The sequence below is a fragment of the Flavobacterium sp. AC105 genome (genome assembly GCF_979258495.1).
Map to the genome: position 1 here is coordinate 2,164,506 of NZ_OZ409860.1, position 26,825 is coordinate 2,191,330.

At 31.8% G+C, this 26,825-nt stretch carries 17 protein-coding genes; 13 read left to right on the forward strand and 4 right to left on the reverse strand.

The genetic code is table 11. From position 1 onward, the window contains the following. From pelA to ACZ0AH_RS09500, 10 genes are all read left to right on the forward strand, one after another. On the forward strand, positions 1 to 1,125 hold the full coding sequence (gene pelA / locus ACZ0AH_RS09455; protein WP_463475547.1) for a pectate lyase: 1,125 nt from the start codon (positions 1 to 3) through the stop codon (positions 1,123 to 1,125). Continuing rightward, on the forward strand, positions 1,125 to 2,009 hold the full coding sequence (locus tag ACZ0AH_RS09460; RefSeq protein WP_463478100.1) for a pectinesterase family protein: 885 nt from the start codon (positions 1,125 to 1,127) through the stop codon (positions 2,007 to 2,009). The genes pelA and ACZ0AH_RS09460 overlap by 1 nt, the downstream gene beginning before the upstream one ends. A gap of 128 nt (positions 2,010 to 2,137) precedes the next feature. Then, complete coding sequence (locus ACZ0AH_RS09465; RefSeq protein WP_463475548.1) at positions 2,138 to 3,487, forward strand: glycoside hydrolase family 28 protein; 1,350 nt, start codon at positions 2,138 to 2,140, stop codon at positions 3,485 to 3,487. A 155-nt stretch (positions 3,488 to 3,642) separates the two neighbouring features. Then, the gene (locus ACZ0AH_RS09470; RefSeq protein WP_463475549.1) at positions 3,643 to 4,383 is read left to right on the forward strand and encodes a rhamnogalacturonan acetylesterase; all 741 of its coding nucleotides are present in this window, start codon (positions 3,643 to 3,645) and stop codon (positions 4,381 to 4,383) included. Between the two features lie 416 nt (positions 4,384 to 4,799). Further along, positions 4,800 to 7,298, forward strand: coding sequence for a hypothetical protein (locus tag ACZ0AH_RS09475; protein WP_463475550.1), 2,499 nt, complete (start codon positions 4,800 to 4,802; stop codon positions 7,296 to 7,298). A 465-nt stretch (positions 7,299 to 7,763) separates the two neighbouring features. Beyond that, positions 7,764 to 11,225, forward strand: a complete 3,462-nt coding sequence (locus ACZ0AH_RS09480) for a hypothetical protein (protein WP_463475551.1) — start codon at positions 7,764 to 7,766, stop codon at positions 11,223 to 11,225. A 76-nt stretch (positions 11,226 to 11,301) separates the two neighbouring features. Then, positions 11,302 to 13,719: a hypothetical protein gene (locus ACZ0AH_RS09485; protein WP_463475552.1), complete on the forward strand. Its 2,418-nt coding sequence runs from the start codon at positions 11,302 to 11,304 to the stop codon at positions 13,717 to 13,719. A gap of 757 nt (positions 13,720 to 14,476) precedes the next feature. After that, positions 14,477 to 15,754 (forward strand): gliding motility-associated C-terminal domain-containing protein, encoded by a 1,278-nt coding sequence (locus ACZ0AH_RS09490; protein ID WP_463475553.1) that lies wholly within the window; start codon positions 14,477 to 14,479, stop codon positions 15,752 to 15,754. A 27-nt stretch (positions 15,755 to 15,781) separates the two neighbouring features. Then, positions 15,782 to 16,699 (forward strand): PorP/SprF family type IX secretion system membrane protein, encoded by a 918-nt coding sequence (locus ACZ0AH_RS09495; protein WP_463475554.1) that lies wholly within the window; start codon positions 15,782 to 15,784, stop codon positions 16,697 to 16,699. Positions 16,700 to 16,720: 21 nt separating this feature from the next. After that, positions 16,721 to 18,682, forward strand: a complete 1,962-nt coding sequence (locus tag ACZ0AH_RS09500) for an OmpA family protein (protein ID WP_463475555.1) — start codon at positions 16,721 to 16,723, stop codon at positions 18,680 to 18,682. Between the two features lie 281 nt (positions 18,683 to 18,963). Here ACZ0AH_RS09500 and ACZ0AH_RS09505 read toward each other — a convergent pair whose 3' ends face one another. The 4 genes from ACZ0AH_RS09505 to ACZ0AH_RS09520 form a co-directional block, all read right to left on the reverse strand. Then, positions 18,964 to 19,995: a helix-turn-helix domain-containing protein gene (locus ACZ0AH_RS09505; RefSeq protein WP_463475556.1), complete on the reverse strand. Its 1,032-nt coding sequence runs from the start codon at positions 19,993 to 19,995 to the stop codon at positions 18,964 to 18,966. A 17-nt stretch (positions 19,996 to 20,012) separates the two neighbouring features. Beyond that, positions 20,013 to 20,993 carry a helix-turn-helix transcriptional regulator gene (locus ACZ0AH_RS09510; RefSeq protein ID WP_463475557.1) on the reverse strand — a complete coding sequence of 327 codons (981 nt, stop codon included), beginning with the start codon at positions 20,991 to 20,993 and terminating at the stop codon, positions 20,013 to 20,015. 376 nt (positions 20,994 to 21,369) lie between these two features. Further along, the gene (locus ACZ0AH_RS09515; protein WP_463475558.1) at positions 21,370 to 22,695 is read right to left on the reverse strand and encodes a sigma-54-dependent transcriptional regulator; all 1,326 of its coding nucleotides are present in this window, start codon (positions 22,693 to 22,695) and stop codon (positions 21,370 to 21,372) included. Positions 22,696 to 22,701: 6 nt separating this feature from the next. Continuing rightward, positions 22,702 to 23,793 carry a sensor histidine kinase gene (locus ACZ0AH_RS09520; protein ID WP_463475559.1) on the reverse strand — a complete coding sequence of 364 codons (1,092 nt, stop codon included), beginning with the start codon at positions 23,791 to 23,793 and terminating at the stop codon, positions 22,702 to 22,704. A 529-nt stretch (positions 23,794 to 24,322) separates the two neighbouring features. On the opposite strand from ACZ0AH_RS09520, the gene ACZ0AH_RS09525 reads away from it, so the two are divergent. The 3 genes from ACZ0AH_RS09525 (at position 24,323) to ACZ0AH_RS09535 (ending at position 26,426) form a co-directional block, all read left to right on the forward strand. Then, positions 24,323 to 24,865, forward strand: a complete 543-nt coding sequence (locus tag ACZ0AH_RS09525; protein ID WP_463475560.1) for a YcxB family protein — start codon at positions 24,323 to 24,325, stop codon at positions 24,863 to 24,865. 363 nt (positions 24,866 to 25,228) lie between these two features. Beyond that, the gene (locus ACZ0AH_RS09530) at positions 25,229 to 25,810 is read left to right on the forward strand and encodes a phospholipid scramblase-related protein (protein WP_463475561.1); all 582 of its coding nucleotides are present in this window, start codon (positions 25,229 to 25,231) and stop codon (positions 25,808 to 25,810) included. 166 nt (positions 25,811 to 25,976) lie between these two features. Beyond that, positions 25,977 to 26,426: a hypothetical protein gene (locus ACZ0AH_RS09535; RefSeq protein ID WP_463475562.1), complete on the forward strand. Its 450-nt coding sequence runs from the start codon at positions 25,977 to 25,979 to the stop codon at positions 26,424 to 26,426. Positions 26,427 to 26,825: the final 399 nt, after the last annotated feature.

The window sequence follows — 26,825 nt, forward strand, 5'->3', positions numbered from 1 at the left end:
ATGATTCAATTAAAAAAAACAGTATTACTTCTTTTATTAGTAGTAAGTTATGGTATAAATGCTCAAAACACCTATAAAAACTGGCCGGATGTTATTCGTAAAAATGATGCAGCCTGGTTTGCTTCGGCGGAAGCCAAAAATATAGCAGAAAATGTTTTGTTATACCAAAGAAATATTGGGGGCTGGCCAAAGAATATCCAAATGCAGGATGAGTTAACTCCAGAGCAAAAAAAGAAGCTGCTTGAAGTAAAAAAAGCAACTGAAGAAACTACGACAGATAATGGCGCTACTTGTCAGGAAATGCTTTTTATGTCCAGAATGTATGCTCAGGTTAAGGATGAGCGATATGAGGAATCTTTCTTAAAAGGTCTGAATTACTTGTTTAAAGCACAATATGCTAATGGTGGATGGCCTCAGTTTTATCCGTTGAAAAAAGGATATTATACACATATAACATACAATGATGATTCTATGTTTAACATTTTGAATATCATGAAACAAATTGGCGAAGAAACTGATTTTTATAGCATAAAACCATCAAAAGACATTGTTGAAAAAGCAAAAAAATCTTTTGATAAAGGAATAGATTGTATCCTAAAAACGCAATACAAACAAAATGGAGTTCTGACAGTTTGGTGCGCACAACATGATGAAGTGACCTTGTTGCCAGCCAAAGCAAGAGCTTATGAATTGCCTTCGTTAAGCGGAAAAGAATCGGCAAAAATCACATTGTTATTAATGTCAATCGAAAAACCATCTCCGGAAATAATTACAGCTGTTAAAGCTGCAAATACTTGGTTTGATAAAACAAAAATCACCAATCTGGAAGAAAAACGTGTCTTGAATGATGCCGGAAAAATTATTGATAAAAAAATGATTGTTACACAAAATGCTTCACCAATTTGGGCAAGATTTATGGATTTGGATACGAATGAACCGTTTTTTTGTGATCGTGACGGAATTAAAAAGAAATCATTGGACGAAATTGGTTCTGAAAGAAGAAATGGTTATGCCTGGTATACCGATGAACCAAAGGAAGTTTTAAAAAAATATGTTGCATGGGCAACTAAAAATGGCGTGAAAGTTTCTGCAACAGAAACGTCATCAAAAAAAAAAGTGATGTAATAACGGTAGCTCAGGACGGTTCAGGTGATTTTACTAAAATTCAGGACGCCATAAATGCATGTCCCTCTTTTCCATACGAAAAAGTTACTGTAATGATAAAAAACGGAATTTATACGGAGAAAATCAGAATCCCGGAATGGAATACGCATATTGCCTTGATTGGAGAAAGTAAAGAAAATACGATTATTGCTTTTGATGATAATTTTGCAAAGATAAATACAGGAAGAAACAGCACTTTTTTTACCTATACTATTTTGGTAGAAGGAGATGATTTTTCGGCATCAAATTTAACGATTAAAAACACTTCTGGCGATAACGGTCAGGCAATTGCGTTGTCGCTTGTGGCAAATCGTGCTCAGGTTTCTAATTGTAATATTCTGGGAAATCAGGATACTTTGTACTTGTCAGGTAAATCGGCAAAACAGTATTTTAAAGATTGTTATATTGAAGGAACAACTGATTTTATTTTTGGGAGTGCCACAGCTTTATTCGAAAATTGTGTAATTCATAGTCTTAAAAATTCTTATATCACGGCAGCTTCAACACCACAGGATACAACATTTGGTTTTGTGTTTAAAAATTGTAAACTCACGGCTGATTCTTCTGCAACAGCAGTTTATCTTGGCAGACCGTGGAGAATTTATGCTAAAACTGTTTTTATAAATTGTGAAATGGGAAAACATATCAGGTCTGAAGGTTGGGAAAACTGGTCGAAACCCGAAGCTGAAAAAACTTCTTTTTATGCTGAATATAATTGTAAAGGAGAGGGATTTCAGCCAACAAAAAGGGTTGTCTGGTCACATCAGCTTCAAAAGAAAGAAGCTGAAAAATATACAACTGAAAACATTCTGAAAGATTCGATTCAGAATTGGTATTCGAAATAAAAATAAGGCCACGGATTGTACGGATTAAACGGAATTACACTGATTTTTTATATCTAAAATTTAGAAAATAAGCCTGCGGAAACCCGTTTAATCCGTTAAAACCCGTGGGCAATATATTAAACAATAATATGAATTTCAAGTATTTTATTTTTCTATTAATTTCATGTATTTCTTTTGCTCAGAATGTTGAATTTCCAACAGCAAAAGTAGATTCGATTGTCAATAGAATTCAGCTTCCTGTTATTCCTTCTTATCAAATTAATATCTTGAAATTAGGAGCAAAAGGAGATTCTTTAACCAATAATAAATCTGCATTTGATAAAGCAATGGCATTGTGCAAAAAGAATAATGGCGGAACTATAATTGTCCCTAAAGGGATTTATAAAATTAATGGGCCTATCCATTTCGTGAGTAATGTAAATCTTAAAATAGAAAAAGGCGCCAAAATTAAATTCAGTGATAAACCAACCGATTATTTACCAATGGTTTTAACAAGTTGGGAAGGAACGATGCTTTATAATTATAGTCCATTGATTTATGCTTACGATTGTACGAATATTTCAATAACTGGTGAAGGTATAATAGATGGAGAAGGAGGTAAAACCTGGAAAACCTTTAAAGCAAAAGAAGAATCCGGAAAAAACAGAAGCCGTGAGATGAATCATAATAATGTTACTTTGAAAGATAGAAAGTTTGGAAAAGGTTATTTTTTGCGTCCTCAAATGATTCAGTTTTTTAATTGCAAGAATATTTTGGTTGAAAATATTCGGATTGAGAATTCCCCGTTTTGGTGTTTACATCTTTTAAAATCGCAAAGCATTACAGTTCGTGGAATAAGTTATAAATCATTAAATTATAATAACGACGGAATTGATCCTGAATATGCTAAAGACGTTTTAATTGAAAATGTGACTTTTGATAATGGTGATGATAATGTGGCAATTAAAGCAGGAAGAGATCATGAAGGAAGAGCAAATTCAGCTACACCAAGTGAGAATATTGTGATTAGGAATTGTAACTTTAAAGGACTTCACGGAGTTGTTATAGGAAGCGAAATGTCTGCAGGAATTCAGAATGTATATATTGAAAACTGCAAAACTGTTGGCTATTTAAAAAGAGGGATTTATCTAAAAACCAATGCAGATCGTGGTGGTTTTATAAAAAATATTTTTGTTCGGAATATACAATTAGATGAAGTCGAAGATTGTTTATATATAACGGCTAATTATCACGGAGAAGGGAATGGTTTTCAATCTGATATATCGAATATTTTGTTTTCAAACATTTCATGTAACAAAGCCACAGAATCCGGAATTGTTATTCAGGGATTCCCGGAGAAAAAAATCCGTAATATAGCGTTCAATAATATTGAAATCAAGTCGGCTAAAAATGCTATTTCAAATGAGAACGCAGAGAATGTTGTAATGACAGATGTTTTTATTGGTAAAAAAGCAACGGTTCCTTCATCGGCAAAATAATTTTTGAAGGAGGTTCAGAGCTACAGAGGTTCAAAGTTGCAAAGTTTTAATATCTCATTTTAAACATATTTGTCATACTGAGCGGAGTCGAAGGATGACAAGTAACTAACACAAATATTTAAAATCTAATACCTAAGAAATCTAACAATCTAAAAATGAAATACATTATTATTTTCTGTTTAATTTCAATCACTTGTTTTGCGCAAAAATCAACGGTTTATACTATAGGTGATTCTACCATGGCAAACAAAAAAGATCCTGATCGTAATCCGGAGCATGGCTGGGCGCAAGTACTTCAGTCCTTTTTTAAAGACAATATTATAATCGAAAATAAAGCGGTAAATGGCAGAAGCACAAAAAGTTTCATAAATGAAAAACGATGGGATTCTATATATAAAAAGCTTAAAAAAGGGGATTTTGTATTTATAGAATTTGGGCATAATGATGAAAAGATAGAAGACTCAACACGTTATACCAATCCGCATACTACTTATAGGTATAATTTAATTCGTTTTGTAAAAGAAACCAGAGAAAAAGGAGCAACTCCTATATTGCTTACCCCAATAGCAAGACGCAATTTTAACCAACAAGGTGTATTAGTTGGTACACATGGCGAATATCCTTTGGAAACCAGACTAGTGGCACAAGAATACAAAGTTCCATTTATTGATTTAGAATATTACACAGAATTACTGGAACAATCTTATGGACCGGAGAAATCAAAACTATTGCATTTGCATTTTAAAGCAGGTGAAAATGCTTATTATCCAAAAGATAAAGATGATGACACACATCTTTCCTTAAAAGGAGCAACTGAGATTGCTAAAATTGTTGTGAATCAAATTAAAATTTTGGAAGATTCTTCGATAGAAAAATTGAAGAAAGCAATTAAGTAAAATTGTTTTTATTTATAATATTAAAAAGAGAGGGCTTAGGTTCTCTTTTTTTTTGATTAAATGTACAATATATTCATAGAAATGCATTAGTCTCGTGTTGCAAATGTTTTTATCTGCCTAAATTATAGTGTTATAATATTCTTCATTATTAGAGATTTTAAATATGTCCTAATCTGTAAGTTTAAAAACTTTTAGAAGTAAAATGAGTTGGGGTTTACTTAGAAATTAGCGCCTTGCAATAGTAATACTTTGATTACTTAGTCATTTAGAGAAAAAGAGCAGTAAAATAGGGCTCTACAAAGGAATGAGGACAGTTACAGAAGCATGTTATTTTGCAGCTTTTTGGTTATAAGAAACGATTTCTTTAGTCATAAAAGTGTATAATTTTTTAATAACCCATTTAATGATTAAATCATATGAAGAATAAATTACTTCCTTTACTTTTTGTCTTAGGTAGTTATTCTGCATACTCTCAGGTAGTTGTAGGAAAGCTGGAACCAAACCCCTCTGCTCAGTTAGAGGTTTTTGCGAATGACAAAGGTATGTTAATTCCTAGAGTTGAATTAAAGGGCTCAACGGATATTACTACTATTACAAATGGTAATAAAAACAGTTTGTTAGTTTTTAATACAAAGCCTGTTGCAGATGTTGTGCAAGGTTACTACTATTGGTTAGATTCTGATAAAAAATGGTTTAAACTTGCCATTTTTGGTGAAGCTAGTGGCATTGCAGGAATTAACGGTGTTCCCGGAAAAGATGGTGTTGATGCGCCAGCCGGATCTACTATAGTCGTTGATAATTCAACGGGGACCGTTTATATTTTGAAGCCAGGAGAAGATCCTAAATTACCAGATAGCTGGATTCCGATTAATGGTAAAAATGGAATCGACGGTAAAAACGGAATTGCTGGTGGAAATGGAGTGCCAGGCGCTGAAGGAACAGCCGGTATCGATGGAACAGTAGAAATGTATATTAATTACAATACAGGAATTGTATATGTAAGAGATCCAAAAGATAATACAAAATGGATTCCGTTAAGCGGAAATACCGGAGCAGCAGGAATTAATGGTGTTCCTGGGCAGGATGGAGTAAGTATTCCCGGAGGTGCTACATTAGTTATTGATAATACTACAGGAATTGTTTATATCTTAAAACCTGGAGCAGATCCTGCGTTACCAGATAGCTGGATTCCAATTAACGGAAATAACGGAAAAGACGGTATTGCTGGAGGAACAGGAGTTCCTGGCGCAGATGGAACAGCGGCTATTGATCCGACAATTCAAATGTACATTGATTACAATACAGGAATTGTATATGTAAGAGATCCAAAAGATCCTACAAAATGGATTCCGTTAAGCGGAAATACCGGAGCAGCAGGAATTAATGGTGTTCCTGGGCAGGATGGAGTAAGTGTTCCTGGAGGTGCTACATTAGTTATTGATAATACTACAGGAATTGTTTACATTTTAAAACCTGGAGCTGATCCTGCATTACCAGATAGCTGGATTCCTATTAACGGTAAAAACGGAAATAACGGAAAAGACGGTATTGCTGGAGGAACAGGAGTTCCTGGCGCAGATGGGACTGCGGCTATTGATCCGACAATTCAAATGTACATTGATTACAATACAGGAAATGTATATGTAAGAGATCCAAAAGACCCTACAAAATGGATTCCGTTAAGCGGAAATACCGGAGCAGCAGGAATTAATGGTATTCCTGGGCAGGATGGAGTAAGTATTCCCGGAGGTGCTACATTAGTTATTGATAATACTACAGGAATTGTTTATATTTTAAAACCAGGTGCAGACCCTGCATTACCGGATAGTTGGATTCCAATTAATGGTAAAAATGGAAATAATGGAAAAGATGGAATAGCTGGTGGAACAGGAGTACCAGGTGCTGACGGAACTGCGGCTATTGATCCAGTAATCCAAATGTATGTCGATTATAATACAGGAATTGTCTACGTAAGAGATCCGCAAGATCCTACAAAATGGATTAAAGTTGGAGGGAAAGATGTCTTAACCACATTAAAAGATGTTGTAACACAAGTAACAGATGATCGAGGACAAATAACTGATGTTCATACTTTGACATATACTGACGAAGATGGTGTGGCTAATCAGATTGATATGTCTGTCTTAGTAAAAGGAGTTGAAACTTTAACTTCTCTTGCATATGACGGTTCTAATAATGAATTGACCTATAAAGATGAAGCAGGTGTTAGTACAGCTTTTAACTTGATTGATTTGGTTGGAGCAAATGAAACATTGACAAAGTTAGTTGTGGATAGTGATACAGGTAAATTGGTATATACTGATGAGAAGAAAGTGGCTAACTCTTTAGATGTGTCTGATTTGGTAAAAGAACCTTGGTACAATGTTGAAACAAATAAAGGAGCAACATTAAATACTGACAATGTGTATACACAAGGTTGGGTTGGTATTGGTTTTACAGCTCCGTCAGCAGCTCCAAATGAAAAATTGAGAGTAAATGGTGCAATAACAACTGTGAATTCATACTATGCCGATTATGTATTTGAAGACTACTTTAAAGGATTCTCAGATATTAAAGCAGATTATAAATTTAAACAATTGGCTGAAGTAGATGCTTATATCCAAAAGAATAAACACCTTCCCGGGATAACTCCAATTAATGAGTTGATAAAAACCAAAGAAGGATATTCATTTAATGTTTCTGAATTATCAATTCAATTACTTGAAAAAACGGAAGAGATTTATCTTCACATTATTGAGCAAAACAAAGTAAATGAAGCGCAAAGTGAGGAGATTAAAACTCAGACTAAAGAAATTGAAGCCAAGGATAAAGAAATTAAGGCTTTAAAAGAAGCTTCAGAATTAATGAATCTTCGTTTAGAAAAATTAGAAAAGTTAATTCAGGAAAGAAAGTAGGGATATAATAATAAGGCATTTGTTTACTAGTAAAGAGTCTTAAAATTAAGTTTGATTTAAAAAGAGAGAATTTCGATTCTCTCTTTTTTTTGTTTTACGATTTTTCGGGAATTATTTACTCACAATTCTTTTACGACTGTAATCAATTCAATAAGAATGATGTAAGATTTCTGAATTTCTTAAATAAATAATTTATGGAAGTTCTAGCCCGTACTTATACCTTAATCTACAAGTTTAAAAACTTTTACAGGCATAAATAGATTCCATTTACGGAGAACTTTGCACTTTGAAACTAAGTATTTGATTGCGAAAACATTCATGTTAAAATGAAGTAATGATTTGCTCTAAAGAAGCAATAAAAAAAGTATAAATCAGCTATTCGAAGCTTTTTTACAGATACGATCAATTTCTTTAGTTCTATAAAACAGTATAATAAAATTAATAACCCATTAATGATTAAATCATATGAAGAATAAATTACTTCCTTTACTTTTTGTCTTAGGTAGTTATTCTGCCTACTCGCAGGTCGTGATAGGAAAACAAGATGTAACTCCCTCTGCACAGTTAGAGGTTTATGCTAATGACAAAGGTATTTTAATTCCGAGAGTAAAATTGACCGGCTCAACGGATAAGACTACTATAAAAAGTGGTAATGTAAATAGTTTGTTGGTTTTTAATACGGAGACAATTTCTGATATTAAGCCAGGTTATTACTATTGGTCTGATCTTGACTTGAAATGGTTTAGATTAGCGATTTCTGGTGAAACTACAGCAACAAATGTAGTCATAGGTGTTGGAGTTCCTGGAGATAAAGGTCAGCCAGGATACCCGGGAGAAGGTGTAAATCTTTATACTGATAAAAATACTGGAACAGTATATGTTCAAAATGCTAATGGAACCTGGTCGTCATTGAATGGTAAGAACGGACTTGATGGTAAGAATGGAATTTCTGGAGGTAGCGGTTTACCGGGTACAAAGGGTCTTGATGGAACTGTTCAAATGTATATTGATTACGATTCAGGAATTGTTTATGTAAAAGATCCGGCGGATGCTACAAAATGGGTTCCTTTAAACGGACCAGCAGGCAACAATGGAAAAGATGGTATGACAGGTGGAACTGGCGCGCCAGGAACAGCTGGAGCAGCCGGAATTACAAAAGACAGTACCATTTATGTAGACAATACTACAGGCACAGTGTATATTCTTACTCCGGGAACAGACCCACTAGATCCAAAAAACTGGATTCCAATTAATGGAGCAGCCGGTAATAACGGAAAAGATGGTATGACAGGTGGAACAGGAGCACCTGGAACACCTGGAGCAGCAGGTATTAACAAAGACAGTACCATTTATGTAGACAATACTACAGGTACAGTTTATATCCTTACTCCGGGAACAGATCCATTGGATCCAAAAAACTGGGTTGCAATAAATGGAAAAGATGGATTAGATGGTAAAAACGGAATTGCAGGTGGTACTGGCTTACCAGGAGCGGCAGGTTTGGATGGAACTATTGAAATGTACATAGACAGATCTACAGGAATTGTTTATGTAAAAGATCCGGCAGATACTACAAAATGGGTTCCTTTAAACGGACCAGCTGGTAACAACGGAAAAGACGGTATGACAGGAGGTACTGGTGCGCCAGGAACAGCTGGAGCAGCCGGAATTACTAAAGACAGTACTATTTATGTAGATAATACTACAGGCACAGTTTATATTCTTACTCCGGGAACAGATCCACTAGATCCAAAAAACTGGATTCCAATTAATGGAGCAGCCGGTAATAACGGAAAAGATGGTATGACTGGTGGAACAGGAGCACCGGGAACACCTGGAGCAGCTGGAATTACAAAAGACAGTACTATTTATGTGGACAATACTACAGGTACAGTTTACATCCTTACACCAGGAACAGATCCATTGGATCCAAAAAACTGGGTTGCAATAAATGGAAAAGATGGATTAGATGGTAAAAACGGAATTTCAGGCGGTACTGGCTTACCAGGAGCGGCAGGTTTGGATGGAACCATTGAAATGTATATCGATAGATCTACAGGAATTGTTTATGTAAGAGATCCTAAAAATGCTGATAATTGGGTTCCTTTAAACGGGCCTGCAGGTAACAATGGTAAAGATGGTATGACCGGAGGAACAGGGGCACCGGGAACACCTGGAGCAGCTGGTATTTCAAAAGACAGTACTATTTATGTAGACAATACTACAGGCACAGTTTATATTCTTAAACCAGGAGCAGATCCATTAGATCCAACAAGTTGGATTTCAATTAATGGGAAAGATGGTCTTGATGGTAAAAATGGAATTTCCGGAGGTAACGGTTTACCTGGAACAAAAGGACTTGATGGAACAATCCAAATGTATATTGATTACGATACAGGAATTGTGTATGTTAAAGATCCAAATGACGATACAAAATGGGTTAAAGTAAGTGGAAGAGACGGAGTTGACGGAGCAACTGGTTTAGCTGGTGGCGCTGGTATTCCTGGTAAAGATGGCGTTTCTGCACCAGCTAGTACTACAACATGGATTGACACAACAACTGGGATTGTTTATATCTTGGATCCTGTCACTAAAGAATGGGTTAAGGTTAGTGGTAATGATGGAAAAGACGGAAAATCATTTACTTACGCTGATTTTACTTTAGAAGAATTGGCTGGATTAAAAGGAGCAAAAGGAGATACTGGAGCAGCTTTGACGTTCAATGATTTAACTCAGGAAGAGAAAGATGGATTAAAAGGAGCAAAAGGAGATACTGGAGCATCATTTACTTACGCTGATTTTACTTTAGAAGAACTTGCTGGTTTAAAAGGAGCAAAAGGAGATAGTGGGGCAGCTTTCACATATGAAGATTTCACACAGGAACAACTTGCCGGATTAAAAGGGGCTCAAGGAGATTCTGGAGCACAAGGTATAGCTGGACCAAAAGGAGATACTGGAGCAGATGGAGCGGCTTCATTTGTACCAGCAGTAACTACTGGACATGATATTGCAACTTATACAGACGCAGCAGGAAATCCGGCAGCAATTAAAGAAACCATTACTGCTTTAAAAGATGTTGTAACACAAACAACTGATGATCGTGGGCAAGTATTCGATAAACATACTTTAACTTATACAGATGAGGCAGGAGTGGATTCGCCTATTGATATGTCAACATTAGTAAAAGGAGTAGAAACGTTAACTTCTCTTGTTTATGATAGTTCTACGAATGATTTAAATTATACAGATGAGGCAGGTGTTGTTTCATCGCTTAATTTAATTGATTTAGTTGGTGAGAATGAAACTTTAACTAAACTTGAAGTAAATAGTGATACTGGCAAATTGGTTTATACAGATGAAAACAAAGCAGCAAATTCTCTAGATATATCAGACTTAGTAAAAGAACCATGGTATGACGTAGCAACGAATAAAGGAGCAACATTAAATACAAATAGTATATATACTCAAGGCTGGGTTGGAATTGGATTTACAACTCCATCTGACGCTCCAAATGAGAAATTAAGAGTAAATGGTGCAATCACTACTGTGAACTCATATTATGCGGATTACGTATTTGAGGATTACTTTAAAGGATTCTCTAATATTAAAGCAGATTACAAATTTAAAACGTTGGCAGAAATTGATGCTTATATCAAAAAGAACAATCACTTGCCAGGTATTACACCAATCAATGAATTGATGAAAACAAAAGAAGGATATTCATTTAATGTTTCTGAATTATCAATACAATTGCTTGAAAAAACTGAAGAGCTGTATTTGCATGTTATTGAGCAAGACAAAGAATTGGAAGCTAAAAACAATGAAATCCAACAATTGAAAGCTGAATCAGAAGCAATGAAAGCAGCATCAGAAGTAATGAATGCACGTTTGGAAAAACTAGAAAAATTAATGTCAGTTAAAAAATAGTAAATCAATTAAAATTAATAATTAATCAGGTCAAAGCACTAAAACGGTGCTTTGACACTGACTAAAATTTAAGAATATGAAAAATTATATAAATCAAATACAAAAGATAACATTAGCAGTTGTCTTCAGTTTATTAAGTTTTGGCTCTGCTTTTGCGCAGGTTGAAACTGCTAAAATAAAAGACGGAACCATTAGTAATGGGGCAACAAAAGCTAAAGATGGTGCAATTTTCGAATTAGAAAGCAACAACAAAGGAATGTTAATTTCCCGTATGTCCACCGCGCAGCGTAACGCTATTGCTCCTGCTAATTTATCCAATGGATTATTAGTATTTAATACCAATACAAATTGTTTTGATTATTGGGATTCTTTAAGAACACAATGGTTAAGTATGTGTGGTACACCACCACCTGCAACATTTGATGTTTCAGATACACAATGTTCTGCGGTTATTGCCAATGGTACTTACAAACAAGGTGTTACTTTATCAGGAGACAATACACTTACTGTTCCGGTTACAGTTACGCAGGCTGGTACATATACAATGACAGCTACTACTGCTAATGGATATTATTTTGAAGCAAGCGGAACCTTTCCTACTGCGGGGATCTATGATATTACATTAAAAGGTACAGGAAGACCTAGTACAGGATATGACACTGGTGTAGCAGGTGATACTATTAGCTTAATTTTAAATGGCGTAGTTTGCAGTTGCGAGCCACATATCTATGTTGAAAAAGCAAATGTAGATTTTGTTATTTCTTGCGGAAGTATTCAGTCGGTGGGAACATACAATATTGGAATTCCTTTAACATCAGCTAATAAATTAACGCTTGATCTTACTGTATCAAATACTGGATTTTGGAGTATTAAAACACTTACAGTAAATGGATATTCATTCAGTGGGCAAGGTACTTTTACTAAAACAGGTTTTCAATCTGTTGAGTTATTAGGAACTGGAACTCCAGTAGCGTCTGGAACAGATCTTTTTAGTGTTACATCAAATGCTAGTACTGTTGCAGGAGGTTCTTGTACAGGTATTCCTGTAATAATAGCACCAGTTGCTTATACTATGGATTGTAGTAAAGCTACACAAAGTGGAGCATACATGCAAAATGTAGCGCTTAACTCAACTACAAATACAATTACATTGCCTGTAAACGTTACAGCTACAGGGTCAACAACAATTACAACAAATACAGTTAACGGAGTATCTTTCTCATCAGGACCAATTGTATTAACAAAACTTGGTGCAGATACTGTGGTTCTTAAAGGATCTGGAACGCCATTGACAGGATCAACAACTGCTTTAACAGTAACAGGAACTCCAGGAGCTGTAGGAACTTGTTCTTATAACTTGACAATTGCGCAACAGCCTATTGCATTTACAATGACATGTGGTAGCATTGCAACTTCTGGAAGTTATGTTCCTAACGTTGCTATGACGGCTGAAAATACAATGACGGTTCCGGTAAACGTTACTTATGCTGGTGATTATAATATTAGTACTGATACAGTAAATGGAATTTCTTTTTCAGCAACAGGAACTTTCAACGGTACTGGAGCACAAACAGTAACATTAAAAGCAACGGGAACTCCAACAGGTGGAGGTACTTATTCTTATTCGGTAACTACAAATAGTACTTCAAGTAGTGTAACTTGTATGAAGTCAATTTTGTTTACTTATCGTTCAATGAATGTAATTGGTATTGGAGATGGTCTTTATAATCCAGCAAGTGCCAACTCTGGTGAGGCATCATCTGCTGTATTGGCTTCTTTAGCAAATTTTGGACCTACAGGTACGGTTAAAATGATGGGAGGATTTAAATTCTTTAATTTAGGTTATCCAGGTGCTTCTACCCTTAAAAACAGTATTAATACTAATAATATTGATATCATTCATATTGCATATAATTATCAACCAGATGCAAGTACAATTTTAGTTTTAGCTGATTTTGTTAAGAATAAAAAAGGTGTTTTAATTTTTGCATCAGAAAGAAATACTAATATACCAAATGTAATAAGTGGTGTTGTTGGTGGTAGTGTTACTGCTGTTACTGCTAATAATGCTGTTGGAAGAAACTTAGCTGATATTGCAACAAGTACAGACCCTATTTTAAATGGTCCTTTTGGGAATACTTCTGGATTAAGTTTAGGGGGAGATGTAGATAACTCAATTTTCCTTTCTGCTGCGCCAGCAAATAGTACGGTGCTAGCGACAGAAAAAGGTTCATCTAAAGTTTTTGCCTTCAAAGATAATACCTTAGGATTTGTTTTTATTGGAGATGCAGGTTACAATGCTGGAGTAATAAACAACAATCAGAATGGAAACTACCCAGCAAAAATAGGAACTGGAGGAGTACCTTTGGCAAAACCTAACTATGGATATGATAGTAATGTAACTATATATAATACTATTTTCTATGCGAATCTTTTTGCTTGGGCAGTTGAATACGCACAAACTAATACAATCCAAGCTTATAAACTTAATTAGTTGTGAAAAATAACTAAGATATTTTAAAAAATTCTATAATTGTTTTGAAGTATTAATTTATGTCAACCTATAGAATAGTTTATGTTTTTTTGAAAGAGAGAGCCAAAAGCTCTCTCTTTTTTTTGTACTGAATTCAACTTTTAATTTGGTTAATAAAGAGTTTTAATCTATAATTTTTTTTTATAGTAAAAAGCATTTTACTGTTAAAAAATCGGAGGACAAATAGTTTCCCTTTTTTAATATTCACTTCATTCTGGATTTCAGATTTCACATGTGTTAAAATTTATGGAAATGTTATTTCGTCTTTCTTTAATAGTATTTAGACTCATAGAGGAAAAAAGATAAAGGAGTTCTGGGAATTTTCACACTATTAAATTGGGCATACTTATTTGTATTTATTGATAAGTTATTAATTCAATTAAATTAAATAGTCTGTAACCAAGCAGGTAATAAGCAAAAGTTATATTGAATATGACCTGTAAGGTAATGGTCTTTTAGAAGTAAAAAACTAATTAAGACTAAGGTTTTTAGGTGAGTTCTCATAATTTTTCCTGGAAAATAAAAGGCTTTTTTGATCCTCGAAAGTTTATAGTTTTTGGTTGAAAAATCAAATAATAATTGACCTTATGTTGATACATCAATAACTTTTACGGGTTAAGTAAAATTCGTTATTGAATTAATTTCGCTTAATAATTTAAGGTGCAATTTGTATAAAATAATTAAAATAATATGTATGAAAAATAATTACTTATATAAAATGGAAAAGCGACCAATTTCTGTTTTGTTAAACAGCAAACGCCCGGTTTGCTTGATAGGTTTAATGTTGGGTTTATTTACTTGTCAGGAAACACAAGCTCAGTTTGTTAATCAAAGTGATGTTAACGTTGGAGAAGGTGCGATTATGGCAATTTATATGGATTATAAAAATGGTCCAACTGGAAAGTTTACTAATGATGGTCAAGTCTATGTTTTTGAAAATTGGACTAATGACGGTACAGTATCATATGATAAATTATTAGGAACAACTATTTTTACTGGAGTTAAGGAACAGCATATTGATGGTAGAGAAATATCTAATTTTCAAAATATTGTTTTTAATAATCTGTCTTCAGTCGTTCCTTTTCATTTAGAATCAGTTATTTCTGTAGGTAGAAACTCTGATTTCCAGAATGGAATTATTAATGCCGTTGATTATAATGGTAAAATGATTTTTAAAGAAAATGCTGCTTCTTCAAATGCAGGAAAGCAGTCCTTTGTTGACGGTATGGTAGAGAAGCAAGGTATAGCTGCTTTTGAATTTCCTGTGGGAAATGATCTTAAGTTTAGACCTTCATTTCATGCAAATGGTTCTAAAGCTGAAAACGATTACATAACTCAATATTTTTATGAAAATTCTGGAAATTTACATCCACATACAAGTAAGGATGGAAGTATTATAGCTATAAATGATACTGAATATTGGAAAGTTACACAAGAAGGTAGTGCTGAAAATATTGTATTGAGTCTTACACTTGCTAAAGATGTAACTCCTGCTAAGTTTTTTGTTGAAGATAAGGATACACAACTTGCTATAGTTCGTTGGGATGAAAATACATCTCAATGGGTAAATGATGGAGGAGTTGTTAGTGATCCGATAGCTAATGAAAATTATTCAAAATTATTGACGGCACCAGTTAAAGGTTATGGAATTTTTACAATGGCAATTGTAAAGAAAACTCCTCCAGAGCCTACAGATTTAGTTGTGTTTAATGCAGTTTCTCCTAATGGTGATGGAGTGAATGATACTTTCCATATCCAAGGAATTGCTAAATATCCTGATAATACAGTTGAAATTTATAACCGTTGGGGTGTAAAAGTATATGATGCAAAATCGTATAACGAGAGTGATAATGTATTTGCCGGATATTCTGATGGGCGTGTAACAGTCAAACGCGGTGATAAACTTCCAACCGGAACTTACTTCTATATATTGAAATATAATAATGGAGAAAAAGGAATTCAAAAATCAGGTTATTTATACATCAACAATAATTAATAGAATTATATAACAATAATACGACTAATGAAAAATATATTTTACATAGCAACAATATTGTTGTTGGGTGTTTTTGAAGCTTCGGCTCAGCAAGAATCTCAATATACACAATATATGTACAACACAATGACTTTTAATCCCGGTTATACAGGATCAAGAGAAGTGGTAAGTGCAATGGGTTTATACAGAACTCAATGGATAGGTTTGGAAGGTGCTCCAAAAACAATGAATTTTTCGATACAAAGCCCTCTTGGATATCATGGTAATGGTATAGGATTAAATGTTGTAAGCGATCAGATTGGACCAACAAAAAATACTGGGGCAATGCTTAATTATGCTTATACAATTCAAACAGCGAGTGACTTAAAAGTCTCTTTTGGTATCTCTGCTGGTTTTGACAATTTTGAAGTAGATTATTCAAAATTAAATACTGAAAATAAGGAAGATGCGTATTTAACGGGAAAAGTATCAAATTTTTCACCAAATGTAGGAGCTGGAATTTACTTACATACCTATAACTGGTATGTTGGAGTATCTGTTCCAAAATTATTAAAAACAGATTTTTTTGATGATGTTGCTGCATCTGTGTATTCAACAAAATCACATTTTTACGGTATGGCCGGATATGTTTTTGACATTAATCCTTATTTAAGATTTAAGCCTGCCGTTTTAGTAAAAATGGTTGCAGGTGCACCTTTAGCAGTAGATGTATCCGGGAATTTGTTAATCAATAATAAATTTACTTTAGGAGCTGCATATCGTTGGGATGCTGCAGTAAGTGGTATGGCAGGTTTTCAGGTTACAGATGATATCCAAATTGGATATGCTTATGATTATGAAACAAGTAATTTAGGGAACTATAATTCAGGATCTCATGAGTTATTTTTAAGATTTGACCTTTTCAACAAGTCTATTAAACGAATGGTAAATCCAAGATTCTTTTAATTAATGATTACAAAAATACCTATGAAAAAATATTTTTTAATTTTAGTTTTATCATTTGGTTTACAAAATTCATATTCGCAAGACAAACTAGTTAAAAAAGCTGAAAAACAATACGATGATATGGCGTACGCATCCGTCAATTCAGGTGATTTGTTTGACAAACTTATTGCAAAAGAATTTAGTTCTTCAGTAATTTATACAAAAGTAGCAGATTCATATTATTTTAACGGAGATTACAAAAACGCTTTAAAAGCTTATACTCAGGTTACAAAGCTTAAAGATAATTATAGTTTTTCTAAAGAAGAATTATTTCGTTATGCACAATGTCTTAAAACGAACGGGCAGTTTACTGAAGCATCAAAAATTTTAAAAGAACTTAATACTAAAGAGGGGCGCGAAGCTATAAATACCGGTACAGAATATTTGGAAGGTATTGAAAAACAATCGAATCGCTTTTCTATTAAGCCTGTTAGTGTAAATTCAAAGATGCCGGATTTTGGTGTAGCTTTTTATAAAGAAAAGCAAGTTATTTTTGCGTCTGCAAGAGATACAAATACAGTTGAAAGATTAAAGGATGGATGGAGTAAAAAACCTTTTTATAAACTTTATGAGGCGACAATAACTGATGATGGTGATTTGACTAATGCTAAAAAGTTAACCGGAAAAATTAATTCTGTTTTTCATCAGACAACTCCGGTTGTTACAAAAGACGGGAAGCAAATGTATTTTACCAGAAGTAATTTTTTAGATAATAAGTTTGGAGTTGATGAAACCAAAGCTAATCGTCTTAGAATATACAGAGCAACATTAGTAGAAGATAAATGGTCTGATATTGAAGATTTATCTATTAATAGCGATGCTTTCTCAAACGCGCATCCAGCTTTAAGTGCTGATAATAATACTTTAATTTTTGCTTCTGACAGACCAGGATCTATTGGTCAGACGGATCTATATGAAGTACCAATTAATGCTGATGGTACTTTTGGCGAAGTTAAAAATATGGGGCCTTCTATAAACACAGTTGGAAGAGAAACATTCCCATTTGTATCTAACACAGGAAAATTTTATTTCTCCTCTGATGGACATTCCGGGCTTGGTGGATTAGATGTTTTTGAAGGAATAAAAGGTGCTGATAAAACTTATGATGTTGTAAACGTAGGAAAACCAGTTAATTCACCTCAGGATGACTTTGGATTTGTAATTGATTCAGAAACCCATAAAGGTTTTTTTGCTTCTAATAGAACAAATGATGATGATATTTATAGCTTTACTGAATTAGAGCCGTTAAAAGTTAAAGAGGAACTTACTGTTTATGGAAAAATATATGATAAAACATATAATGAGCCTCTTCCAAATGTAAAAATTACCTTATACGATGCTAATAATAACAAAGTAGAAGAGTTTTACACGGATAATGCGGGTGAATATTTATTAAAAGTTCCCGTAGGGGATTATTCTGTAGTATATGAAAAGGTAGGTTATATTACGCAAACAGATAAATTGACTGTTACTAAAAAAGACATTAATCAGATGTTGGAAGCTAATAAAGCCATGGAAGTTGATCCTAATGCATATAAATTAATTACAGATGGCAAAGAAATTATTGATGGTTCTGATTTAACTAAAAAATTAAAGTTAAGACCTATATACTTTGACTATGATGGCTCTGGAATAAAATTAATTTCAGAAAAAGAGTTAAACAGAGTAGTACAAGTTTTAAAAGATTATCCTGCAGTTTCAATTGAAGTGAGATCACATACTGATAGCCGAGGAAATAGTGGTTATAATCTAACTTTATCTAATAAAAGAGCACAATCAACAATAAACTATTTGTTGAGTAAAGGGGTTCGACAAAACAGAGTTTCAGGTCAGGGTTATGGCGAAAGTCAATTGATAAATAAATGTTCAGATGGAGTTAAATGCTCTGATAAACAACATCAGTTAAACAGACGTTCTGAGTTTATAATACATTTTAATAAGTAATACATTTTATCATCTAACAATTTGAAAAGGTATCTGAAAAGATACCTTTTTCTATTTCATGTATTCCAATTATTATTATCAATTAAAAAAATTGTTGATATTAATATAGAAATCAATCATAATTTATAGAGTAACTAATTACAAAAAAAGACAAAAATAAATAATTATTTCAGTAAAAAAGCAAAATTATATATCATAATAACTTAAATAAAAAAAGAGGATTTAACTTTCTAAAAAGTTAAATCCTCTTCTTGCTCTTTGATAATTTCTACCCGTTTTAACTATAAATTTTGTTTTCGAGTTCCACTTGGATCAATTTTCTGATGTGCCCTTTTTACAAAGTCTTCAGATGGTTTTCTATGAAAAAGATCGTAATATCTGGCACAGAAATAACTTAATTTAGTGTAATTCAACTCATAAATGATTTCGGTTAAAGTATCATAATCACCGCTTTGTAGTAGTTTGTTAGCCAGAATCATCTTTTCTTTTATAAAAAGATTATTTGGTGTATCATGAAAACGTTTCTTAAAGAGCATTTTATATTTTGATGACGACATTCCTGCCATTTTAGATAAAAAAGGTACAGATGGAAAAGGATTATTTAGATTATCTAATAGATATGTTTTCGTTTTTGTAACCGCTTGAATTTCAACTTCTGTTATTTCATCTTTTACAGCTGATGAGTTTTCATATCTATTTAAAAAATTACCTAATAATTTTAAGGAAATTCCTTTTAAATACGAATCAAATGATGCATCAAATACAGATTTACCTATTATAGATCTAATCAATAAAATGCTATTGCTATCTATATTGTCATAATAATAGAAAGCTTTTTTTGAAGCATTAATTTTTCGATTACCCTGTTCTTCACTAGGATGGTTTTTTACGAATTCGTTTAATAGTTTCTTGTCAACAAGAATCCTTAATGCTAAAGTTCTATTGCCTACTGCCGGTTTAAAAGAACTTTCTACCTGATTGTCTATAATTGCTAATCCTACATCATCATAAGTTCCAATCTTATAATCGACATTATCAATTTTTAAAAGATTGATTTTTTCGCTTAAATCAAAATGGAAAATATATAATTCATTTTCAGATTTTAGCCTGTTTATTTTTATTGGCGTATTTAAAGTAAAATCGATATATAACGCAGAAATACCTGGGGTAATTTGCGTAAAATAAGAATGCCCATGTCCTATTGTTTCCGGAATAACAATTATTTTATTGTCTATAAGTTTCCCATCCATCTCCTTAACTAACTGATGTTGCCATTCTGGAGTTAAACTATAGAAATGCGTGAATTTTTTCATATAAAATGTGGTATTAACTATAATTGTTTTATATATGTTTTTGGAGAAAGACCAAAATTCTCTTTAAATTTTGAAGCGAAATAAGAATTGTTTGTAAAATGGAGCTGATCAGAAACTTGTGAGATTGATAATTGTTTGTCCTCAAGAAGTTCTTTTGCCCTTAGGAGCTTATTATTCATAAAAAAAGTATTAGGTGTTGCACCGGTAATTTTTTTGAACAAGCTTTTAAATTTTGATTCTGACATATTTGCCTTATCAGCCATTAACTTAATGGATGGAAAATGATCATCTACATTATCGATTAAAAACTTTTGAATCTCGATAATATTTGCCAAGTCAGATTCATTAACAGTTTGTATAATAATTCTATTGCTGGAAATCTTTTTTAAATAATTAGAGATTAGCATATGAACCGTACCAACCAGATTTAAATTAAATACTGGCCCGCCTACTTTTAATTTGTGTAAATCGTTTAAAATATGATAGCTTTCATTACTCATTCTATCAAATCTTATGATTGTATTTTTTGTAGGATCAGTAATTTTATTGATATTATTAATAATAATATTGTTTTCTATTGCAAATGATTCTATAAGTGATTTTTTAATAAATATACATAAGGCATAAGTTCTGCTGCCGGACTTCACGTGATAGTCTGTTACTAATGATCCATCAATTACCGATAAATTAAAATGCCATCTGTTAACATTAAACGTATTCTCTTTTTTTGTAACAGAAGCTTCTCCGTCAGTTAAATTATAATAAAGCCCTATAAAATCGTTTGTTTTGTTTTTTTGAATTAAATGGAAGCTTTTTTTGTAAACGACATCAATATAATAAGCAACGATTCCTTCACTGCATTCAAGAAAATACCTTATCCCGGTTTGAAGATGTTCAGGAACAATTATAAAATTGCCTTCTATTTTTCCTTCAAGTTCATTTGCAAAATGCTCAACCCAATTTAAGTCTGCACCGTATGAGTGTTCAATTATTTTCATTTAGCCAATATTTTATAATATAAAGTTAAGTTTTTTTTTGTTAAATTATTGGTTATGAATGTTTTTGTAATAATTTGGTTAGTTTTTTGTAATTATAAGTGCTCTTTTTATTCTATTAAAATTTTATTTTAATGAATTGTATGTTCTAATATTTTTAATTTGATTTCATTTTTTTTATTTATTTAAAATAGATATTTTATGATACTATGGATTATTATATTATTAATTTAACTTATTGTAGACAAAAGATATGCCTAAATGTTTGTATAAAATATAACGCATTGTTAGTTAAGTCATTCTATAATTTAGTTAAAATGACTTCTGTTTTTATGGATAGGAATTTAGTATCGTTCGGGGAAAAACTACACGTTCTGGATTATGTTATTTTTTGATTAAGTGTTTTACGATCTATTTGAAGAATATTAGCTGCTTTAGTTTTATTATTTCCTACTGCGGCCAATACTTTTAGAATTTGTTCTTTTTCGTATTCTTTTAAGGATTTAAAAAGAGATGTTTTTTCCGGTATAGCATATTTTAGGTATTCCGGGACTTGCTGCATGTCGATTATTTCATCGCTCATAATTATCATGCGTTGAATTATATTTTCAAGTTCTCTAATGTTACCAGGCCAGTAATATCGCAGTAAAATATCATTTACTTTATCATTAATCAAAATATCCGGTTTATTATATTCTACAGAATATTTTGCGAGAAAGTTGTTTATCAACGGAATTATATCCTCTTTTCTTTCCCGCAATGGTATAGTTTTTATATTTACAACATTTATCCTATAATATAAGTCCTCTCTAAAAGTCCCATCCTGAACCATTTTATACAAATCATTATTGGTTGCAGTTATTATTCTGACATCTAGTTTTTCGGGATTTCTGGAACCTATTTTTGTAATTTCTCTTTCTTGTAATACCCTTAAAAGTCTTGTTTGTACTGCCAATGGTGCGTTACCAATTTCATCTAAGAATAGGGTTCCGCCTGAAGCTGCCTGAAACAGACCTATTTTTGATTCTAATGCACCTGTAAACGCTCCTTTTGTGTAACCAAAAAGTTCTGATTCCATTAAACTTTCAGGTATTCCTCCGCAGTTTACAGAAATAAAAGGCATATTGGCCAATGAACCTTTAAAATGAATAGCTTTGGCAATAAGTTCTTTCCCAGTTCCACTTTCTCCTTCAATTAAAACATTTACTTTATTGTCTTTTACACGTTTTATTACTTCAATTAGGTTTTTAAATTGATCAGAACGTCCCACAATACCAGCGTAATCATTTTCTATTACTGGTTGTATTGTATGATCAGATGTTGTTCTTAAACTGGTTTTTACAATTGAGTTCTCTATAGCGCTGGAAAGTTCTTCACTTGTAAATGGTTTTGTTAAATAATCTAATGCACCGGATTTTATCGCAGAAACAGCATTGTCAATAGTTGGCGACCCGCTTATTACCAATTTTGGCATTAACGGAAAATGTTCTTCAGCAAACTTTAATAATTCGATACCATTTATTTCAGGCATATTAAGGTCTGTGAGCAATAAATCGATTGTTGTATATTTTAAAACATCGATTGCTTCATTTACCGAAGAAGCTTTATAGGTATGATAATTAAACGTTTTTATCTGGCGTTGAAGCAAATCCAGCATGTCATAATTATCATCTACAATAAGTATATTTTCTTTTTTTAAACTCATTTCCAATTAACGTGTAGGTAATTTTATTGTAAAAATTGTTCCCGAAGGAAGGTTATTTTTAACCATTATTTCTCCATTGTGGTTTTTAACGATTCCGTGAACCACACTAAGTCCTAGTCCGCAGCCATCATTAATTGGTTTGGTTGTAAAAAAAGGTTCAAATATTTTTTGTTTAAGATTCTCAGGTATTCCTGTGCCTTGATCTTCAATTGTAATTAATACGTTTTCTGAATCATCTTCTACTGTTATTTTGATAGTAGTTTTAGGCGGAGAAGCATATATGGCGTTTATTAGTAAATTAAAAAAGACCTGAGTTATCTGGACCGAATCAATTTTGGCAGCAATTTTATCATTTTTAAAAACGACTTCACTTTTAATTTCTTTTTTTTGAAAATTCTGATTTAAGAAAGACAATGCAAATAATACAATTGGTTTAATTTCTTCTGTTTTTAATTGTTGGGGTATTTCACACGAAAAAAACATTAGTTTTTTTACAATCTCCCGAGAATGTATCACAGAGTTTATGACAATAGAAATATCAGAATCAATGTCAGGATCCGTATTTTGAGCCTTGATAAGTTCTGCAAAACCCAATATATTACCAAGAGGCGTATTGAGTTCATGAGTAATACCAGCCGTCATTTCGCCCAGAATCGATAATCTGTCCATTCTTTCTGCACTTCGTCTTAATTGTGCTTCTTTTTCTCTATTTTGAAATTTTTCTATATAATTACCAATCTCAAGTGCAATTGTATCCAGAAGTTTTTGCTCATCTTCCAGAAAATTATCTTGAGTATATGTATTTTTTGGATAATGGACTTTAATAAAACCTGCATTAAAATTGCCCATAGTAATAGTACTCATTTGAAAAACACTTTCATGAATATTATCAGATGTAGACAAGATATAATCCTGAATATAAATTTCGACCGCTGCATCTTCATTAAATCTCCAGGCTTTTTTTATAGTAGAAATTAATTTTTTCAGGACCTTTTTTTCTACTTTGTCAGATTGTGATATTGTTTTTGAAACTTCATAAAGACAGGTTAGTTCTTTAACTCTTTCTTTGAGCTTTTCTTCAGTTGCTGCAAACTTCATTTTCGTAGGAAATTATTTATAATGCTTTTAAATTGTGGCCAAATGTAATTAATTATTTTTGTTCACGTTATAATTAGTTTACTTTATTTAACTATTTGAAAACAAACTAAATAGGTGGTTATTATAAGTCTTAATGTGGTGCTTTTTTACCTTTTAATGGCGTTTTTTGTAATTATTTTTCAATATTGAAATCAAGTTGTTTAATAAAAGAAAAATTTCAATATTGAAGTGTTAATCTTATTTTTCTAAAAAAAAATATTTTAAAAAGAATGTTTTTTCAAACTTCTGTTTGTGAATTTTAAAGGCAATTTTTCTAATGAAAATCAAATAAAAGATTTTAAATATTTATTGATGCCTTATTTCTAGATAAAAGTCTTATTCTGATACTTTAATAGCTTGATCGGGTGGTTAGCGATAAGTGTTTAAAATATTTTTGCATTGTAGTCTTCTTGTTTCGATGTGATTTGTTAAGAAGGCCGGCAAAAATAAATAATGAAGGAAATAATTATCGCAAAAAACAATACATAATATGAATACGTCTAATTTTTCATTGGTGTTTGAATTGAATGCTTCTGAGATACGAAAGTTAAATAAGATGTATTTTAAACATTTGTACAAAGAAAGAGTTACAATCATTTCTTGTGCTGTTTTGTTTTTTCTGATGTTTTTTGATTCTTTTAATCTAAATGATGATAGCGATTTCATTCAGTGGATAATAAAAAATTTAGTCCTTGTTGTACTTTTTTTTATGTTTCAATATTCATTTGTAAATACAATTTGTAAAATCATATTTCAATTAGCTAAAAAACTGCTAAAATTTGACCGGTTTATTAGTAGATATAAATTCAACTTCACGAATTCTTTTATATATGTACATTCTCCATTAGGCGAGTTTGCTCACAAATGGAATAAGATTGAGAAGGCAATTTTAACGAAAGATTTTTTCTTTCTCTATATTAAAGATAGAAACGGATATATCATTTCAATTTCTAACAAATGCAACAATGGAAGAAATATGAATGAGTTAATTGCTTTTGTAGAAGCTAATGTAACTCAGATTACAAAAGTTTAATTAAAAAATTATGAAATTAAATTTTCGAGGAAGTAAAATGTATTTTTTATTATTTTTTAAAATTTCAAGTTTTATTTGATGAATATGTTTTTTGTTTAATTGATTCTTCTGCAGAAATTATTTAGGAATGAGTTTCTTTTTTTGATTTTGAGAAAAAACAATTAGCAAATTACAGCTTCCTTATTTTACAGGTATATTTTAAATTTTAATTTTTTAAAGATAAAATGAATGAAATAATGCGTTTGTACTTGAAAAGTCATGCTTTCAAGTAAGGTTTTTAATTTGGAATTTTAAAAGGCAAAATGATAGCTTTTTTGCCTCGATTTTTTGTGTAACAAGTACAAATATGATTAAAATATAAATATGATTTCAAATTCTGATTTCTTTGAAACAAAGAATTATTTTATAGATCAAAGAGTGATTCCTTTTGAAATGTATAACTATTATCAAATATTTAATGAAAGGCGTGAGAATATTGGCTTCATCAGACAAAAGCTTACCATTGGAAAAGAAATATTGAAATTGATTTTTGGTAAAGCAATTATTCCTTTTTTGTTTGAAATTAAAAGTGCAAACGGAGCGGTAGAAGCTTCAATAACAAAAGGATGGACGCTTTTTACATCCAATATTGTAATACGTGATAAATACGGAAAAAAATTAGGGAGCATCAAAAAAAAATATAATTTTCGTAAAACAACGTATAAAATTTTTAATGCATTAGAAGAAAATATTGCTGAAATATCGGGTAATATGAATGAATGGAATTTTGTAATCGTTGATTCTTCAAACGAACAAATAGCATCAATTGATAAAAAATGGTATGAAGTCATTAATAGAATCTACAAATCGCCGGATAAGTATAATTTGCAAATTGGAACAACCATTTTAAAGAAAGATAATAAACGTACCATTTTATCAAGCGCAATCATTATTGGAATGCTTTAAAATAGATAAATGCCTTATTTTGATTGTTTTTTGACTTCTGGAGGTGTGTAAGATGCTGGTTATCAGTGTAACTTTGCGCTGTTTTAAAAATGTTTGTTTTTTTGAAGATTTTAGATTTCAATTAATTTTAAACATTTTTACGATTAATATTCTAAGGAAATAGAAAATGGAAAAGGAAAGAGTTTTAGTGCGTGATAATAAAGGCGTTTTTTTAAAAATGTTCAAAAGAAAGTTTAAAGATGAATTTGATTTTTCTGAGAATTCTTTTTTGCTTAAAAATGAAAATGAATCTAAAGACTTTGATCGTTCTATATTTGTTGTTTATGATAAATTTGAATTAGTTGAATTCTTAAAATTAGAAAAAAAAGGCAGTAATGTTTTAGTTTGTCTATTCAATAAACAATTGCGTGGGAGTTTGTCTTTTTTAGAAGAAATTAAAAATCTAATTCTACTGGACAGTTCTAAAACAAGAAAAGAAATTATCAGTGATTTAAAATTACATTTTAAACAAACTCCTGATTTGGTAATGCAAAGTTCAGAAATGAGCTTTCATAATTCGAATTTTCTTCAAACCAAATTTCATGATTTTTATAAAGCCTTATTTTTTCTTATGTAGTTGTTGTGTTTTTAATAATACCTATTCTTAACGAATAGAACCTTTGATGCAGTGTATATGTTGTTCTATACGCTGCATTATTTTTTTTATTTACAGTTTTAATCTGATAATTTCTTGTTTCAAAATATTTAATATCACATTTCACAAATCTTAAAGAATATAATTATCTTATTTGATCTCTGTAAAGCGTCTAAAAGCTCTTTTGTAGCTTGGAGAACTTGTAAATACTACCTTATAAAGACAGAAAGGCGAAGAAAAAAATGTATTAATCTACTTTTTAAACAAAGCAATGAAAAATAATACTTCTGTAACTACATGAATAGTAATTTGTTATGTTTTATGAGAGTTCAAATTAAAATTAATCTTAAATAAGAGGCGAAAACACTGCTAATTTTAACA